Below are 18207 nucleotides of genomic sequence, written 5' to 3' on the forward strand. Positions count from 1 at the left end.
AATGGAGGATGCATAAGATGGGAAAAATGATTGCTGTCGGAAATCAAAAAGGTGGCGTCGGCAAGACCACTACTACCGTAAACCTAGGTGCAGCATTGGCTTCCTTAGGTAAAAAGGTTTTAATTATTGACTCAGATTCACAAGGCAATGCAACCAGTGGTTTGGGTGTGGAACGAGGCGATGTTAAACACAGCCTTTATGAAATTCTCGTCGATCAAGTGCCTATGGCAGAATGTGTGGTGCCAACTTCACGAGATAATCTATTTGTTGTTCCGTCTACCATTCAATTAGCGGCGGCAGAACTGGAATTATCCAATGTAAAAAGCCGTGAATTGCGTTTAAAAGATGCCGTTGAACCAATTAAAGATCAGTATGATTATATCTTAATTGACTGCCCTCCTTCTTTGGGACAATTATCGATTAATGCTTTTACAGCTTCAGATACCATCTTAATTCCTGTCCAATGTGAATATTATGCTTTGGAAGGCTTGAGTCAATTGCTCAATACCATTCGCCTAGTACAACGGTCTTATAATAAAGATTTCCGTATTGAAGGAGTCCTTCTAACCATGTTGGATGCACGGACGAATTTGGGTTATGAAGTAGTCGAAGAAGTGCGGAAGTATTTCCAAGAAAAGGTCTATAATACCATTATCTCACGTAATATTCGTTTATCTGAAGCTCCATCTTATGGACAATCTATCATTGATTATGATCCTCGCTCTCGTGGTGCTGAAATGTATCTGGATTTAGCAAAGGAAGTGTTGGCAAATGGTGAATAAGACACGAAAAACAGGTGGCTTAGGCCGGGGGATGGAAGCCCTCTTTACACCCTATGAAGAAACTCCTAATGAGAATGAACAAGTAGTTGAAATCGCTCTAGCGGATATTCGGCCCAATCCTTACCAACCACGTAAAAGCTTTGATGAAGAAGCCTTAAAAGAATTGGCTGAATCGATTAAGCAATCAGGTGTCTTTCAACCTGTCATCTTACGCAAATCTTCGATTAAAGGCTATGAGCTTATCGCCGGCGAACGGCGGGTTCGTGCTAGCCGCTTAGCGGAAAAAGAAACCATTCCGGCAATCGTTCGTCAATTGGATGAACAGGCGATGATCGAAATTGCCGTTATTGAGAACTTGCAACGGGAAGACTTGAGTGCACTTGAAGAGGCAGAAGCTTATGACATGTTGATGCGGAAATTAGAACTGACTCAGGCCCAAGTGGCTGAACGCATTGGTAAAAGTCGTCCCTATATCGCAAACTATTTACGTCTTTTATCCTTGCCAGATAAGATTAAGACCTGGGTGTCGCAACAACAATTATCGATGGGTCAAGCCCGAACCTTGCTTTCCCTAAAGGATAAGAAACAAATGATTCCTGTAGCTGAGCGGGTTATTAAGCAACAATTGACTGTTCGCCAGGTGGAAGAATTGGTCCAACAAGTGAACACTAAAGAAGAAGTTGAACCTAAAAAACGCGCACGACAAGAACAGAAACCACAACATATCTTAGAATGTGAACATCGGATCCAAGAGCGCTTTGGAACAGGGGCGAGCATTTTACAAAAAGGTCAAAAAGGTAAGATTGAGATTGAATTTCTTTCCGAATCGGATTTGATTCGCATTCTAGATTTATTAGATATACACGTATAATGGAGGAAATTGATGACCAATCCAAAACAATATGACAAATTAGACATTGTCGAAATGCGCAAACCCCATGCTTGCCAGACTAATCGTTGGGAAATTATCCGCATGGGCATGGATATCCGGATTAAATGCCAAAATTGTGGCCATATTGTCACCATGACCCGACGCGATTTTGAGAAAAAAATGAAACGGGTCCTTGTACAGAACCAACCGAAAGTCAATCCTGAAGAGACCCAAAGAAAGTAGAGTGAATACATGTCATTAACAGCTGGAATTGTAGGGTTACCCAATGTAGGTAAATCAACCCTATTTAATGCAATTACTAAAGCCGGTGTTGAAGCGGCTAACTATCCTTTTGCCACTATTGATCCTAATGTTGGGATTGTAGAAGTGCCCGATAAACGTTTGTGGGATATTACGCAGCTCATCACCCCTAAAAAAACAGTCCCTACAACCATTGAATTTACCGATATTGCCGGTATTGTTAAAGGTGCTAGTCGGGGCGAAGGTTTGGGTAATAAATTTTTAAGCCATATCCGTCAAGTTGATGCGATTTGTCATGTCGTACGTTGCTTCGATGATGGCAATATTACCCACGTGGCTGGTAAAGTAGATCCGATTGCTGATATTGAGACCATCAATATGGAATTGATTTTTGCTGACTTAGAAACAATCGAGAAACGCTTAGGTCGAGTGGCCAAGTTAGCCAAAACCAAAGACAAAGATGCCGTGATGGAACTTGAAGTCTTGGAGAAATTAAAACAAGCCCTAGAAAATGGGCAATTAGCTAACGCTGTTGAATTTTATGATGAACAATTGCCAATCGTTCGCAATCTTTTCTTGTTAACCCGCAAAAAAATGCTATATGTAGCGAATATTAGTGAAGAGGAAGTTACCGATCCAAGCGGTAATCCTTACTTGGCACAAGTGCAAGAATTAGCTAATCAGCAAGGGGCACAAGTCGTTCCTGTTTGTGCTCGCTTGGAAGAAGAAATTGCTGAACTAGATGATGAAGAAAAGCAAGTTTTCTTAGAGGACTTCGGTATTGAAGAATCCGGATTAGATCGTCTCATCCAACATGTTTATTCTCTCTTAGGCTTAGCAACTTACTTTACAGCTGGTGAACAAGAAGTTCGGGCTTGGACTTTCCGTAAAGGCATGAAAGCTCCACAAGCAGCTGGGATTATTCATACTGACTTCGAGCGTGGATTTATTCGTGCTGAAACCGTCTCCTATGAAGATTTGATGACTTACAAGACTATGATAGCCGCTAAAGAAGCAGGACGTGTTCGTTCTGAAGGTAAAGAATATGTGGTAGCTGATGGCGACATCATGTTATTCCGCTTTAATGTCTAAGCGAACTAAAGCCAAAAAGGAGTGAATGAGATGACCAAAAAAGAAATCCAAGATACAGTAGATAATCAAGAAACGCTAGTGGACACCCAAGTGGAGGAAGCTAAAACTCATACTGAAGAATTGAATCAAGGTGTAACCGCTGATTCAACAGTAGCTCAAGCGGATCAAGCTATGAACGAGGCAAGCGAAACAATTGAATTCGCCCCAAATAATGAAGAGACAACCGAACAAGCAGACCTTTCTGTTCCAGTAGCGGATGAAGGAATCCAAGATAGCCCTATGCTTGAGCCTGAAGAAGATGATCAATCACTTGTTGAAGATACAGTTCATTCTGAAGAGGAAAGTCTACAAGATGCTGAACTTAATCAAGAAGCATCACAAGGTTTATTAGCAGTGGTTGATGCAGATGTCTTTAATCGCTTAACCAAGCGTAATCAACAATTCATGATTACCTTAGACAAGAATTTGGCCGCGGCAAATTTAGCGAGCCAAGTCCGCCGTCAAGTCTATACAGAATTATGTGAGACCTTGTTGGAAGGACAACATACCGGACAAACAGCGCGTCAATTATATGGCACGCCAACGGAGTGTGCACAAACTATTCTGAAACAACAATTCCCTACGGATGATCCGCAAGCAAAATCACCAGAAAAACATCTAGCAATTGATGGTGGTCTGGTATTGGGATCTATGTACACAATTTTATCTGGTTTTATGTTGATGCGAGGTACGACAAAATCAACGGCTGCGTTAGGTATTATCACCTTAGTAATTAATTATTTAATGGCTGGCGTAGCCATGCTCTTTACTTCGCGAGCTATGCCAGATCTTGATACGCCTAAAGGTAAGAAGAAAGGTTATTTACGCTATTTTGCCATTTCAATTGGAACAATGATGCTATGGATTTTAGCAGTGTCTGGCTCTTCTATGATTTTACCTAAATCAATTAATATTACCTTGCCTCCTTATTTCTACATTCTTATAGGTTCTATTACCTTAGCCTTGCACTTCTATCTTAAAAAGAAATGGAATGTACGCGGTGGCGTATTCTAAAGTTTAGTCTGGTCTTTGACCAGACTTTTTTTTGTAAGCATTCTTACTTGAATGTTCTCTTTTTCGAGGATTTCGACTTAATATGTTGTAAAAGAGGGGGCGTTTTCAGAAACAAGTCCAAATATTAGCGAATTTTAATTAAAAGATACTTGAATATAGTTCGTAAAAATGATAATTTATATGGAAATATACGAAGGAGGATTTACATGACTGCGTGGGAAACAAAATTTGCAAGAGAAGGCTATACGTTCGATGACGTCTTATTAATTCCGGCTAAGAGTGAGGTACTACCGAATGATGTGGATTTATCGGTTGACCTAGCTCCTAACTTACATTTAAATATTCCAATTATTTCAGCTTCTATGGACACTGTTACGGATTCAAAAATGGCTATTGCCATGGCCCGTCAAGGTGGCTTAGGGGTTATTCATAAGAATATGTCGATCGAAGAACAAGCCATGGAAGTTCGTAAAGTAAAACGTTCAGAAAATGGTGTTATCCTAGATCCATTCTACTTAACTCCTCAAGATACCGTTCAAGATGCTGAAAACTTGATGAGCCAATACCGTATTTCAGGTGTGCCGATTGTAGAAAATCTTGAAAATCGTCGCTTAGTTGGGATTATTACTAACCGCGATTTACGCTTTATTACCGATTACAGTCAAAAAATTGGCGATGCCATGACTAAGGAAGACTTAGTAACAGCTCCAGAAGGCACCTCTCTAAAAGAAGCGGAATTACTTCTTCATCAACATCGCATTGAAAAGTTACCAATTGTCGATAAAAACGGTGTTTTAGCTGGTTTAATTACCATTAAAGATATTGAAAAAGTCATTGAATTCCCAAATGCAGCCAAAGACCAACACGGCCGCCTTTTAGCTGCCGCTGCGATTGGTGTAACCTCCGACACGTTTGAACGCGCTTCAGCTTTAATCGCAGAACAAGTTGACGCTCTTGTTATTGATACTGCTCATGGCCACAGTGCAGGTGTAATTCGTAAAATTAAAGAAATCCGCGCTAAATATCCAGATGTGACTATTATTGCCGGAAATGTAGCAACCGGTGAAGCAACGCGTGAGCTCTTCAATGTGGGTGTAGATATTGTTAAAGTTGGTATTGGACCAGGTTCAATCTGTACAACCCGGGTTGTAGCAGGTGTTGGGGTTCCTCAATTAACCGCCATCTACGAATGTGCGACGGTAGCTAAAGAATTTGGTAAAGCGATTATCGCAGACGGTGGTATTAAGTACTCAGGCGATATCGTAAAAGCCTTAGCTGCTGGTGGATATGCTGTCATGTTAGGTTCTATGCTAGCGGGTACAGATGAATCGCCAGGTGAATTCGAAATCTTCCAAGGACGTCGCTTCAAAGTCTATCGCGGTATGGGTTCATTGGCTTCGATGGCTAAAGGCTCAAGTGATCGTTACTTCCAATCGAAGAATGAAGCTAATAAATTGGTTCCAGAAGGAATTGAAGGTCGCGTAGCTTATCGTGGTGCTGTTTCTGATATTATTTTCCAAATGTTAGGCGGCTTGCGTTCAGGAATGGGCTACTGTGGAGCACCAAATATTCAACGCCTTCGTGAAGAAGCACAATTTATTCGAATGAGTGGAGCGGGCTTAATTGAATCACATCCACATGATATTCAAATTACCAAAGAAGCTCCAAACTATTCACGACAATAAATCATATAAATAAATTTAATTAATATTTTTTAAAAACAATCTAACTTGTGTGTCAATGAGCGAGTTTATCCTCAGGATAAATGCCTCTCCTTTAGGCCTAGAGTTAGGTTGTTTTTTGTCATATTTCAAATATTGCAAATTAATTATTAAAGTTTAAAGAATAGAACTTAATGCTTTTAAATATTAAATTATGTATTATAATGTTAGTATTGTGAAATATAGAAATAGTTTGTTGATATAGGAATAAACTATCTAAAAAAAGGAGTGATAATGACATGCGGGTACTAATCGTAGATGACGATCGTGAAATAGTTGAATTATTAAATATTTATTTAAAAAATGAAGGTTATGAAGTTGTGAAGGCTTATAATGGCCAACAAGCCATGGATTATCTAGAGAATGATGAAGAAATTCAGCTAGTCATTATTGATATTATGATGCCAAAAATCAACGGCTTAGAAGTGGTTGAACAATTACGTGCTCAAAATCATGGTATTCCAGTCATTATTATTAGTGCTAAAGCTTCTGATAATGATAAGATTCAAGGCTTAATTTCAGGTGCGGATGACTATGTTTCAAAACCTTTCAATCCACTTGAAGTTATTGCTCGGGTTAAATCGCTTTTACGTCGCCAATACAAGTATACGGCGTCGGAAGAACCAAACGTAATTGAAGTAGGACCTCTTGTGATTCGTAAGGAATTTCATGAAGTGAAAACAGTGACAGGTAAAGATATTCAATTGACGGCTTTGGAATTCGGCATTCTCTATCTTTTAGCTAGTCATCCAAATAGGGTTTTCTCGGCCGAAGAGATTTTTGAACAAGTTTGGAACCAAGAAAGTATCGTCTCAGCTAAAACCGTTATGGTTCACGTGAGTCATTTGCGTGATAAGATTGAAGAAGCCACTGGTGGCGAAAAAGTCGTCCAAACGGTTTGGGGCGTTGGCTACAAGATTGAAGCCTGAGGATTTATAAATGGAACCTAAGATGGAGTTGACTTCGCGTGAACGAAGAGATCTCATAGGCGACATCATTCTAACACTCATTATAGAAGCTTTACTCTATATGAGTGTTATTTTCGTATGCTTTGAAATGATCGACTACCCTTTTAAATTTACTCATTTTCAAGGGACGCTGCGAGGTCAGTTAGCTTTGAGTGACGAGACTATCTCGCTCTTCTATTTCTTTGTGACTTTTATGTTTGTGATTACAGGAATTACCTATGTTATCTGGCGGATTAACCGGCTTTTGAAACATATTTATTTCCAACATGTGATGGATGCTGTTAAATATATCTCTAAAGGAAATTATGATTATCGTATTCCTGAATCTGATTTTAGTGAAATCAAAGAAGTGGTTTCAAGTGTCAACCACCTCGTGGATAGTACCGTTCATGCCATGGAGGAAGAACGAAAAATTGAGAAAACCAAAGATGAGTTAATCGCTAATGTCGGTCATGATTTGCGGACTCCTTTGACCTCGATTATTGGTTATTTAGGTTTAATTGAAAATAAACAATATAAGACAGAAGAAGAATTACTTGACTATAGTCATATTGCCTATCGTAAGGCTCAACAGATGCAGACCTTGGTTTCCGATTTATTATTCTATACCGTCTCGCGCCAAACTAGTTATGTGATTCAACCGCAACGGATTCAGATGGCGACCTTCTTAGAGCAAATTTTGGCGGACTTTGAAGTGGATCTTTCTAAGAAAGATATTGAGGCAGAGATTGTCATTGAACCGCAGAATCTGGAGTTAATTCTTGATGTCGAGAAAATGGCACGAGTTTATCACAACTTATTGAGTAATGTGCTTAAATATGGTCATGGAGCGACAAAAGTTGTGCTTACAGCTAAGTGTATGCAAGACAGCAAAGTTTGCCAATGTAATTTAGATGATTCAGAGAATAATTGCCAGATTCGTTTAGAAGTCTGCAATGACGGTGAATTAATTCCGGAGGACCAATTGGAAGTCATCTTTTCCCGTTCCTACCGAGCGGACCAAGCTCGTCAATCTGATGTGGGTGGGGCAGGCCTAGGATTAGCGATTGTAAAAAATATTGTTGAATTACATCATGGTCATGTGTATGCTATTGTTGAGGATCAACAATTGAAGTTCCGCATGGAGCTTCCACAACGAATAGATAAGGTGACGAAAGATGAACATTAAAACAGTGTGTAAAAAGCTAGGGGTCGGACTCTGCCTATTTTCAAGTATAGCGAGTCCGATTGCTGTTTTTGCTCAAGAACAGACAACTCAGGTTGACTTAAGTGCCAAATCAGCGATGGCCATTGATGCCACCAATGGGCAGATTTTATTTGAATCTAATAGTAAAAAACCCGTCGAAATTGCATCGATCACGAAGCTCATGACGGTTTATTTAACCTATAAAGCGATTGATGAAGGGAAGTTAAGTCTAGATACCAAGGTATCTATCTCTGACCATGCCTATGCTATCAGTCAAGATTACAATATTGCCAATGTGCCCCTGCGCCAAGATGTCCAATACAAGGTAGGGGATTTGCTAGAATCAATCGGCATCACTTTGGCCAATGGATCTGCTGTCGCCTTAGCTGAACAAGTGGCAGGATCAGAGGAAGCTTTTGCTAAGCAGATGAATCAGCAATTAGCAGATTGGGGTATTCAAGGAACAGACTTAGTTAATGCTACGGGCTTGAGTGATAAATATCAGCCCCAAGATAAAGAATCCATTAAACAAGGAGAACAACAAAAGTTATCGGCAGAAGCGGTCGCCGTGATTTCCTATCATTTAGTCAAAGAACATCCTGAATTTCTTAAATATACCCAAACACCGAAAAAATTCTTCCAAAAGGGTACGGATGACGAATTTGAGATGCGCAATTACAATGAAATGTTGGCAGGTCGCCAATATGAGTATGAAGGCGTGGATGGTTTGATTATTGGCTCAGCTGCTCATGATGGCGAGGCCTTAGTGTCGACGACTCAACGAAATGGTTTTCGGGTGATTTCTGTTGCTTTGGGATCCGAAGATAGTGCTGCTCGATATGATGATAGTAAACGTATGTATGACTATGTATATGCCGCTTATATGTCGCAACATGTTGTTTCTAAGGGAGATAAAGTAACCCAGGGTGGAGATATTGAATCAGCAAATGCCAGACAAGCCACTGTTCCTTTATCTTATGGTCGTGATTTGGACTTAGTTGTACCGGTAGTCGATACTACGCCGCGTTTAGACTATCAGTTTAGTCAATCGAAATCATATTTTAATAATAAAGGGCAACTGAAAGCTCCTTTGAAAGCTAAAACCGTGGTCGGTCAGATGACGATTCGTCCTAAAGGAGCCAATGTCCACTACCTACCGTCTGCTGTAGCAAACAAGGTGGATGTTGTTAATAGCCAGGAAGTAAAAGAAGCCCCTTGGTATCTTAAAGTTTGGCGTTTCTTGGTTAACTTAGTAATCGGAATTATGGAATGGTTCCGCAAATTCTTTACCAGTCTGTTTAACTAGAGAGTTGAAAGACAAACTAGATTAATAGAAAAAACAAAAAGCGAATAGCTACTCAAGCAACCAGTCTTCTAGATAGAAGAGTGACCTGTGTTATGAGTAGCTATTCGCTTTTTTCTTCATTATAGTATGTTAAGCGGCTAAATCTCGGCGACAGAAGCAGACTAAACCAATCAATAGAATAGTTAGAGCTAGAGCAAAATTACTAGTGAGTAAGGGGATGTCTAAACTTCCTTGCTTGATAATATCTGCTGCATAGGCGAACTGAAAAGGCGTTACATAGCGAGCTACATCTAGTTTATCCCAAAGATTAATTAGGATACTCAAGAAATAGAGACCAAAGCTTAATCCCAAGCCAATTGAGGGTGTAAAATGTTGGCTCATAGCTGAAAGGCCATAACAAAGGAGGGCTAAGTCTAGATGTAAGCAAACAATCGCTAGATGAAATTGGACAAAGCGGTCTAAGGGGACCGTTTGGTGGGTTATGTGAATTAAACTCCATGAGCAGCAGACAATCAAGCCATTTAATAAAAGAATAAGGCCAACCAAGGCCACTAGTTTTTGCCAATAAACCTGATGCCGCTTAATTGGCTGAGTAAAGAGAAATTCGGCAGTATGTAGGGCTTCTTCTTTGCTTAACAGACGAGCGCCGAGATAGGCGGCAAAGAGGCCTCCGCCAATACCAACCATATTCTCGACTTCCATGGCATAGTAGCCTAGTAAGGTAGTCATGCTTTTAATATCAATGTTGAGGGCAGAAGTAAGCATGCCTAACCCACTCATTAAACTAGACATTTGATTCATTTGATCGGCCATTTGTGGATAGATGGTAATTATCATGGCCACAAACAAAGCTAAAGAGATAGCCCAAATCAAGGTTAATTGTAGATGTTGTTTAAATTCATGTTGAATAAGGGTCATGACTGGCTAACCTCCTGTTTACCTTGATTATAGTAGTGACGGAAGAGTTCTTCCATGGATAATTCTTGGATTTGCAAATCAAGCAACCGGTCTTGGAACGGTCTAAGATGGTCGAGTAGACGCGCAACCGAACCTTGATAAAGGAAGCTAATCGATTCACCTTGGCAAGTCACTTGGGACATGCCTTCAATCGAATCAAACTGACTGATGCCATGAAGGATGACTCGTTTAGCAGCCGATTGAACTAAATGGCTGATCGTATCTTCTAGAATGATTTGGCCTTGACGGATAAAAGCGGCCTTATGACAATATTTCTGTACTTCAGAAAGGACATGCGAAGAGACAAAGACTGTAGCTCCTGCTTGATTGCGTTGTTGGAGCTCTTGCCAAAAGCGCTCTTGCATGAGAGGATCTAATCCTGAGGTAGGTTCATCAAAGATATAAACTTGAGCTTGATGTTGTAAGGCACAAACGATACTGACCTTTTTACGATTACCTAGAGATAATTCGCTAATTTTGAGTTGAGGGTTTAATTCAAATAAGTGACAAAGGCGTTTAGTTTCATCAGTAGACTGTAAGCCCTGCAGCTTAGCAGCTAAGCGCAGAACCTCTTTGACTTTAAGATGAGGATAAAAAGCTGACTCTGAAGGCAAGTAGGCGATGTGTTTAAGTAAATCGCTTTGGCTAGGCTGGCAAGGGTAACCTAAAATCTGAGCCTGGCCAGACGTTTTCTGAATGAGACCGAGTAGGATGCGGATGGTGGTTGATTTGCCGGCGCCGTTGGGACCAATGAAGGCATAAAAGTCCCCGGGCATGACTCGGAGGGATAAATGATCTAAAGCGGCGAAGGTGCCGTAATTCTTGCATAAGTCGTTTATTTCAATAATAGCTTGCGTTTCCATAAAAACCCCCGTTCTAATCCTTATTTGATTAGGTCTATTATACACCTTGCTAGGGGCTTAGATATCAGTTAGTAAAATAAATTTTCAAATATTGACAAGTAAGCTCTATTGAAGTATCATAGTGAAGTCGTTTATTGACTCGTTAGCTCAGTCGGTAGAGCAACTGACTTTTAATCAGTGGGTCGCAGGTTCGAATCCTGCACGGGTCATTCAGATATTGCCAGCTTAGCTCAGTTGGTAGAGCATCGCACTCGTAACGCGGAGGTCACAGGTTCGATCCCTGCAGCTGGCATACAAATTAAAGCTTGTCCCACCGGAAACGGTGGGCTTTTTTGTGCAAAAATTTTACTTCATATATTCAAAATTGCGTAGAAAAATTTGATATTGCCTGAAATATTGCCTGAAAACTGAATATCAGGACTAAATGTCCATAAAGGCAGCAAACTTATCGGCCACTTCATCTTTTTTATTGGCCGTTAGATGGGCATAAATATTCATTGTCGTTGTAATATCTTTATGGCCAAGGCGATCTTTGACCTCGTTAATGGAAAGACCTGCTTCAAACAGTAAAGAGCAGTGAGTGTGTCTAAATCCGTGTAGCGTGATGTGAGGCAAATCATTATTTTTGATGATGCGATTGCTCGAGAAGTAATTCGAGGCTTATGGGGTAACGGCAGAGATCGTGTACAACGATTAGTAAAAGCTGGGTACGATGCAAGGCAAGTACAAAATCGTGTGAATCAAATGGTGTCATAAAAATATCCTCCACTATCTGAAGCTGAAGGTTCAATCGAGTCCATATGAAATCCGTTAGGATGTAATGGGCACGAGAGTGAAACAAGGCGAGGATAGTGGAGGATATTTAATTAATACATTCGTACTGTATAAGTGCGTATATTATTGCGATATAATGGTTTTGATGTTTAAGAATTAAATAGAGCAGAAAGTTAAGAGAGAAAAAATATGGAAATAAATACTTCTTGCGGAAAGATGAAATTGGATCAAGTTAATGATGGAAATTATTATAATATAAGTACTGAATATGAAGTTAGTCCTGAAGACCTCGAACGTGTTGAGAAACAGCCTATTTTCTCGGAGAGTAAAAAATTTTTTAAAGTGATGCTTAGAAAAGAAGTCAAAGGAGATTACTTCAATAAAATGCTTGGAAAGATAAATCATGATAAGTCTAAATCTCAGCAAGATAAATATAAAGATAAAGGACATTTTATTGCTTCAGCATTTAAAAAGTTTTTAATACCTTTAAAGGACTTGAAAGAACAAAAAGTGAATAATTTTTTTGGTAAAAATAACGGTTTTAATGTTTCACTTCAAGACAGTAAAGCAAACAGAAATTCAATTAAGTATAGAGGACAATTATTTTATGAACAAAAGATATTAGATTATTTTAATAAGCAAGATGAAAAAATTTATTTTGAAATAGAAGAAATTTTTGAAGAAAATAAAGTATTGGGTCGTAGAATTTACATTCATCGTTTCATGAAGAATCCAGAAATAAAAGATATTCATGTTTTTATTCCTGAAGAAAGAAACTGATAGTGCAGTAGGAGCATATATTTTCCCATCTGCTCAAGGAAATTATTCTGTATTTGCTAATGGAGACTGCATTGGTCCCGATGGCACACCGTTTAATAATCACTAAAATAATAATTTAATAGGTATATAAGCCTTAGATAAAATTTACAACATGTAATAAAAATAAGACGCTTCTATCCCAAGCTACTTATTGTCGGTATTGGACCGAGGATAAGTAGCTATTTTTAATAGTATTAAAATTTTATTGAGTAATTGTCAAAAAAATTGTTGTTTTTCTATAATGGTTTAATACCTGGAAGAGAGTTAATGGAGTATGAGATTGAAAAACTCTATCTATATGAACAGCCATCAGAAGATTTAGAAGTATTTTAGAGGATTACCGTGTATTAACGAAAAAATAAAAAGTAGTGTCTCAAAAACAAAAGAGGAAATTAAACCTTTACGGAGATAAATGCTGAAAAATTCTTGCCGAAAAGGGAATGCTTTGCAAGAGTTACATGAAAAATACGAAATATCAAATTCTGCAAAATCCAATTTTTTGTGGCTGTTAAAAGTGTAAAAAGGTTACTTGCTAGCGTATAACATCATTTTTGAGTATGCTAAGTTTGAGAACATTATCAATAAAATTTTATAGGGAGGAGCATAAGAGTGAAGCAATTCCTAAAATTTTTTCTGCTTAGTTTGACGATCATTGCTTTGCTAGGAGGGCTTGGCTTAGGAGTCTTAGCTAATTTCCATGCTAATGAACTTCATTACAGTCGCAATCTTCCGCATGCTGAGGACCGAGAACCGTTGATGGTGGTATTAGCTGATCACATTGACGTTTGGGAAAGTTCTTTAATTCTTCAAAAGCAGACTCAATCAATGGATCCACAGGAACTTGTGGTCAAGGGAGGTGAGCTTTCGAAGTCGCCGAACTTCTATAGCTTCAAGGTGGATGACCGGCAATACATATTCGATAGTAATGCCAAGTTAAGGGAATTATATACTGTTAATATTCAAGAAAATCGTTTAGAACGCCAAAAATTGACATCCCGCGATCAGCAAGAAATGGTGAATCAATTTTGGCAGGTTTTTGGCCCCTTAGTCAAGGACTTAGATCAAAAGCCTGATATTAACCTACAATTACTTTATACGATAATTAATTATTGGCGTTTTCGCTAAATGCAAAGAGCCTGTATCGATTAAGATACAGGCTCTTTATTTAGATAAAGATAAGAGATCTTATTTCTTTTTCTTGAAGGGTAGAAGAACCAGTCCAAGACTCGCTAACCCTAAGGCAATGAGGTCATTATTGTTGCTTTCCTCACCAGTTGCGGGTAGAACGGTGCTTTCTAGCAGAACAACTTCTTCAGTCGTGCTTGGTAAAACCGGTTCTGATTGAGTTGGCTCTGGGTGGTTTGGCTCAGGTGGAATAGGCGTAACCTCAGCAACTTCCTTTGTTCCCACATAACGAATTGGTGGCGCAGCTGGAGTGATGATTTCACGCGACACTTCAACACCGTTGACGAATTTGATTCGTTCAACGCCAGGCTGTCCTGGTTCGACGCGCTCGGTTCCGCGGTCCATGTTCGGATCTTCTTTCACGATTTCAGAAGGGATTGGAATTGGCACGTCTTTAAAGGTCACGACATCTCTTGTTCCGACGTAACGGATAGGTGGCGTAGGTGGAGTGATAATTTCACGAGATACTTCGACGCCATTGACGAATTTAATTCGTTCAACGCCAGGTTGCCCTAGTTCGACACGCTCAGTTCCGCGATCCATGTTCGGGTCTTCTTTCACGATTTCAGAAGGGATTGGAATAGGAACTTCTTTAAAGGTCACGACATCTCTTGTTCCTACATAGCGAATTGGTGGCGCAGCAGGTGTAATGATTTCCCGAGATACTTCAACACCGTTGACGAATTTAATTCGTTCGACGCCAGGTTGTCCTGGTTCGACACGCTCAGTTCCGCGATCCATGTTCGGGTCTTCTTTAACAACCTCCGCAGGGATTGGAATTGGCACGTCTTCAAATGTCACCACATCTTTTGTTCCGATATAACGGATAGGTGGTGTAGCTGGAGTGATAATTTCACGAGATACTTCGACGCCATTGACGAATTTAATTCGTTCTAACCCAGGTTGTCCTGGTTCGATGCGCTCGGTTCCATGATCCATGTTCGGATCTTCTTTAACAACCTCCGCAGGGATTGGAATTGGCACGTCTTCAAATGTCACCACATCTTTTGTTCCGATATAACGGATAGGTGGTGTAGCTGGAGTGATAATTTCACGAGATACTTCTACGCCATTGACGAATTTAATTCGTTCTAACCCAGGTTGTCCTGGTTCGATGCGCTCGGTTCCATGATCCATGTTCGGATCTTCTTTAACAACCTCCGTAGGGATTGGAATTGGCACGTCTTCAAATGTCACCACATCTTTTGTTCCGACATAACGGATAGGCGGTGTAGCTGGAGTGATAATTTCACGAGATACTTCTACGCCATTGACGAATTTAATTCGTTCTAACCCAGGCTGTCCTGGTTCGACGCGCTCGGTTCCATGATCCATGTTCGGATCTTCTTTAACGATTTCAGAAGGGATTGGGATTTCAACATCCTGAAAGGTCACCACATCTTTTGTTCCTACATAGCGAATTGGCGGAGTAGCTGGAGTAATGATTTCCCGAGAGACTTCAACACCGTTGACGAATTTAATTCGTTCTAACCCAGGTTGTCCTGGCTCGACACGCTCGGTTCCACGGTCCATGTTCGGATCTTCTTTGACAATCTCCGTAGGTATAGGAATGGCGACATCTTGATAGCTAATGACCGTAGCGGCGAGTAAACGACGGTAATTTTTTAGTGAAAGGTCAGTTTGAGTGTTAGTCATCGTATAAGTATTAGGGTCAAAATATGGTAGACTTTGGTTGAGTGAACCTTGGCTAATTAGGTCAGCGCCCGTATACTCTTGAGTTCCTTCACTCGTGGTGACTTCAAAAACCAAACGATTGATATCAATCGTATCTGGTAAATAGGCCCAATTATAGGAATAAGCATTATCCTTATTTAATTGAAATTCCTTGGCCAATTGTTTATTACCAGCACTGTCTACAATATAAGATTTCACGGTAGCATCTAATGGAGGATTTGGTGCTTGTGGATCAGTATCTAATCGAATTTCAATTGTTTCTTGACCGCTCGGTTCACCAATCGTTAGAAAACCGCCAGCATAAATACCGCCACCATAATAGGCGGAGTTACCAGATAAATCCAATTGAACTAGCTTAAGAGCACTCGTCATATCAGAAGGAAGATTAGTTAATTTGATTAGACCTGAATCAGTGAAATTTTGAACTTGATCTACTTGTTTGAATATATCTTGGGCAGTTGTAGAATTGGGGTCGTTAGCTTGGCCTAGCCATTGAACATAATAGTCACCTAAAAGACTAGTCGGGATATCGACGGTTAGATGATCTCGCATCTTTTTAAAAGTTTGACTACTGCCTGCTAGGACAATATCCCAATTGGGGTTGGTACCGGCCGTAAAATTCTGGCGATCAAAGATAGCTAAGTCACCGAAAGGTGATGAGTAAATCAAGTTGCCACCTTTAATATAGGAGCTAGCACTATTAGTTAGATTGAGGTTTTTAAGGTTGAGGTGATAGAATTCATTGGCTAAATGAATCCCCCCACCCATATAGTAGGAATTATTGTTGGTAATCTTGCCTGAGTTTAGAGTGACATGATTAGACGCGATGTAGATACCGCCCCCACGGCCGTCTTGATATTGATAGTTAGCCGTGTTTTGACTAATTTCACCACCATTCATGGTAAAGCTAGCTGCAAAATATTTCTCCCATTCTGAATATGCGATATTTGCGATAGAGAATGGTTTTAAACTGTCACGGATTGTTTGAAATTTGGTGTAATTATCAATGACAGCAACGCCGCCCCCGACAGCGGAGGTATTTCGTCGAATAATCCCGCCATTCATGGTAACCTGACTGCTTGCCCCGACGTGGATTCCCCCACCATTGGATCGGGCGATGTTATTTTCAATTATCCCACCATTTAATGTCATGACAGCAGTAGCTTGAGGTTTCTTGCCTGATACGAATAGTTGATCAACACTGGTAAATTGTTTACTTGTATCGAGTCCAAGCGTTCGATCAAAAGGTACCCAAGTGGCGGTGTTATAATTATAGGTCTCGGATCGGTCTTCACCTGTCACGATGGTCCCGCCGTTAGCGTTGTTATTATAAAGGTGACCATCGTTCATAATAAATTGAGCCCCATTGGAAATAGCCACTACACCCATATTATCTAAAGTAGAATAGACATTGGCGGTGTTGTTAAAGACTTCTACTCCACTATTGAAGGTTAACTTGGCAAAGTTGGTTGCTCGGATACCCGCAGCTGAGCCAATTGAGACATTCGATCCTACGGTGATTTTATTATCGTGGATTTTAGTGTTGCTTAAAGTCAAATTACTTTGGGCACCGGTAACTAAGATTGGTGAAGCGTAATTGCCCGAAGCCATATATTGGTTTCTAAATTCGGCTCCATCAATTGTCGATTCACCCTTGATTTCCAACAAGTAACCCGCATCGCTGTCAAAATAAGGGTGCTGTTTGCTGGTGTCAGTATCTGCTCCCCCCTCGAAGATGAGGTTTTTATTAGGACTTTCAATATTAAATACGGCGCCTGCTGCCACATCAATCATTCGTTTGACAAATCCAGTGGCCGCTGGATCTCGCTTGAAAATGACTTCATCAACATTGCGGAAGGTAATATTTTTTCCTGCTGCAATGACAAGTGATTTATCAAATAGATACTCCCCAGGTCGCAAATCAATTACCCCTTGGGTCATATTTAAGACTTGATTTTGTAACCATTGGAAGTTAGTCTCCGTAGCATAGAGAGCTTGGTTGATAGTTGAGCTGCTAAATTGACGATTGATTGTTGCAAGGCTAGGCGAGTTAGTAGCGTTAGTTGTAATTGGCTCGGAAGTACTTGTTGTTATATCTATCACTGAGGAGGTTGTGCTAGTTTCACTAGTTAGCGTTGTTTGATTACTGGTCGTAGATTCGCTAGTTTGGTTGCTAGTAGAGGTTTCGCTAGGTAAATCACTTGAACTAGATTCGATTACAGGGGTTTGCGTTGAGGTGACTGTTTCGGGACTAGCAGAAGAAGGGACGACTGAATCAATGATAGCTGATGAAGTTTCAGATACAGTTGGTGTGACGTTTTCCGTTATCATTTGGCTAGTGTCTAGTTGGCCTTGGGCTCGGACAGGTTGAAGATTCGCGTAGCCTAGATAACTGAGGGAAGCTACAATAGAGAAGACACCGATATTGAGGCGTTTTATGACATATTTCGTTTGGCTTTGATAGGTATATTTGTGTTTTTCATGATAATTATTTCGACCGACCATAGTTTCCTCCTTATTAATTATAATCACTACTATTAAACAACAAATGATTGAATATTTTAATAAGAAATTATAATGAAAATTATAAAAAAACTCAAATAAACAGACCGACTATAAGGATTTAATCCTTATAGTCGGTCTGTTTTGTATAGTAGATTATTTAACCTTTGTA

15 protein-coding genes, 2 tRNA genes and 1 pseudogene are annotated in these 18207 nt (G+C 39.9%); 14 read left to right on the forward strand and 4 right to left on the reverse strand.

The window, feature by feature from the left end:
• Nucleotides 1–17 precede the first annotated feature (17 nt).
• From EIH20_RS02415 to EIH20_RS02455, 9 genes are all read left to right on the forward strand, one after another.
• Nucleotides 18–782: a ParA family protein gene (locus EIH20_RS02415; RefSeq protein WP_124057773.1), complete on the forward strand. Its 765-nt coding sequence runs from the start codon at nucleotides 18–20 to the stop codon at nucleotides 780–782.
• Nucleotides 772–1653, forward strand: a complete 882-nt coding sequence (locus EIH20_RS02420) for a ParB/RepB/Spo0J family partition protein (RefSeq protein WP_124057774.1) — start codon at nucleotides 772–774, stop codon at nucleotides 1651–1653. Before EIH20_RS02415 ends, EIH20_RS02420 begins: the two co-directional genes overlap by 11 nt.
• A gap of 12 nt (nucleotides 1654–1665) precedes the next feature.
• Nucleotides 1666–1896 carry a DUF951 domain-containing protein gene (locus tag EIH20_RS02425; protein ID WP_124057775.1) on the forward strand — a complete coding sequence of 77 codons (231 nt, stop codon included), beginning with the start codon at nucleotides 1666–1668 and terminating at the stop codon, nucleotides 1894–1896.
• 9 nt (nucleotides 1897–1905) lie between these two features.
• Complete coding sequence (gene ychF / locus EIH20_RS02430) at nucleotides 1906–3006, forward strand: redox-regulated ATPase YchF (protein ID WP_124057776.1); 1101 nt, start codon at nucleotides 1906–1908, stop codon at nucleotides 3004–3006.
• A gap of 30 nt (nucleotides 3007–3036) precedes the next feature.
• Entirely contained in the window at nucleotides 3037–4059 is a 1023-nt protein-coding gene (locus EIH20_RS02435; RefSeq protein ID WP_124057777.1) for a DUF1129 domain-containing protein, read from the forward strand.
• Nucleotides 4060–4265: 206 nt separating this feature from the next.
• A complete protein-coding gene (gene guaB / locus EIH20_RS02440; RefSeq protein ID WP_124057778.1) occupies nucleotides 4266–5744 on the forward strand; it encodes an IMP dehydrogenase in 1479 nt (492 codons plus the stop codon).
• Nucleotides 5745–6019: 275 nt separating this feature from the next.
• Entirely contained in the window at nucleotides 6020–6709 is a 690-nt protein-coding gene (locus tag EIH20_RS02445; protein ID WP_124057779.1) for a response regulator transcription factor, read from the forward strand.
• 10 nt (nucleotides 6710–6719) lie between these two features.
• Nucleotides 6720–7916, forward strand: a complete 1197-nt coding sequence (locus tag EIH20_RS02450; protein WP_124057780.1) for a sensor histidine kinase — start codon at nucleotides 6720–6722, stop codon at nucleotides 7914–7916.
• Nucleotides 7906–9240 carry a D-alanyl-D-alanine carboxypeptidase family protein gene (locus EIH20_RS02455; protein WP_124057781.1) on the forward strand — a complete coding sequence of 445 codons (1335 nt, stop codon included), beginning with the start codon at nucleotides 7906–7908 and terminating at the stop codon, nucleotides 9238–9240. The genes EIH20_RS02450 and EIH20_RS02455 overlap by 11 nt, the downstream gene beginning before the upstream one ends.
• A gap of 129 nt (nucleotides 9241–9369) precedes the next feature.
• Here EIH20_RS02455 and EIH20_RS02460 read toward each other — a convergent pair whose 3' ends face one another.
• A complete protein-coding gene (locus EIH20_RS02460; RefSeq protein ID WP_124057782.1) occupies nucleotides 9370–10158 on the reverse strand; it encodes an ABC transporter permease subunit in 789 nt (262 codons plus the stop codon).
• Nucleotides 10155–11060: an ABC transporter ATP-binding protein gene (locus tag EIH20_RS02465; RefSeq protein WP_124057783.1), complete on the reverse strand. Its 906-nt coding sequence runs from the start codon at nucleotides 11058–11060 to the stop codon at nucleotides 10155–10157. The genes EIH20_RS02460 and EIH20_RS02465 overlap by 4 nt, the downstream gene beginning before the upstream one ends.
• Before the next feature lie 136 nt (nucleotides 11061–11196).
• Here EIH20_RS02465 and EIH20_RS02470 point away from each other — a divergent pair.
• A tRNA-Lys gene (locus EIH20_RS02470) sits at nucleotides 11197–11269 on the forward strand.
• 10 nt (nucleotides 11270–11279) lie between these two features.
• Nucleotides 11280–11352: transfer RNA gene (locus EIH20_RS02475), tRNA-Thr, on the forward strand.
• 128 nt (nucleotides 11353–11480) lie between these two features.
• Here EIH20_RS02475 and EIH20_RS02480 read toward each other — a convergent pair.
• A pseudogene (locus EIH20_RS02480) lies at nucleotides 11481–11693 on the reverse strand (tyrosine-type recombinase/integrase); the annotation flags it as partial.
• Between EIH20_RS02480 and EIH20_RS02485 the strand changes: the two are divergent.
• The 3 genes from EIH20_RS02485 (at nucleotide 11667) to EIH20_RS02495 (ending at nucleotide 13778) form a co-directional block, all read left to right on the forward strand.
• Nucleotides 11667–11816, forward strand: a complete 150-nt coding sequence (locus EIH20_RS02485) for a hypothetical protein (RefSeq protein ID WP_124057785.1) — start codon at nucleotides 11667–11669, stop codon at nucleotides 11814–11816. The pseudogene EIH20_RS02480 and the gene EIH20_RS02485 sit on opposite strands and share 27 nt — an antisense overlap.
• A 234-nt stretch (nucleotides 11817–12050) precedes the next feature.
• Entirely contained in the window at nucleotides 12051–12614 is a 564-nt protein-coding gene (locus EIH20_RS02490) for a hypothetical protein (protein ID WP_124057786.1), read from the forward strand.
• A gap of 648 nt (nucleotides 12615–13262) precedes the next feature.
• Nucleotides 13263–13778: a hypothetical protein gene (locus tag EIH20_RS02495; RefSeq protein ID WP_124057787.1), complete on the forward strand. Its 516-nt coding sequence runs from the start codon at nucleotides 13263–13265 to the stop codon at nucleotides 13776–13778.
• A 60-nt stretch (nucleotides 13779–13838) separates the two neighbouring features.
• Here EIH20_RS02495 and EIH20_RS02500 read toward each other — a convergent pair whose 3' ends face one another.
• A complete protein-coding gene (locus EIH20_RS02500) occupies nucleotides 13839–18038 on the reverse strand; it encodes a G5 domain-containing protein (protein ID WP_124057788.1) in 4200 nt (1399 codons plus the stop codon).
• Nucleotides 18039–18207 lie beyond the last annotated feature (169 nt).

It is taken from the genome of Vaginisenegalia massiliensis (assembly GCF_900604935.1).
GTDB lineage: Bacteria > Bacillota > Bacilli > Lactobacillales > Aerococcaceae > Vaginisenegalia > Vaginisenegalia massiliensis.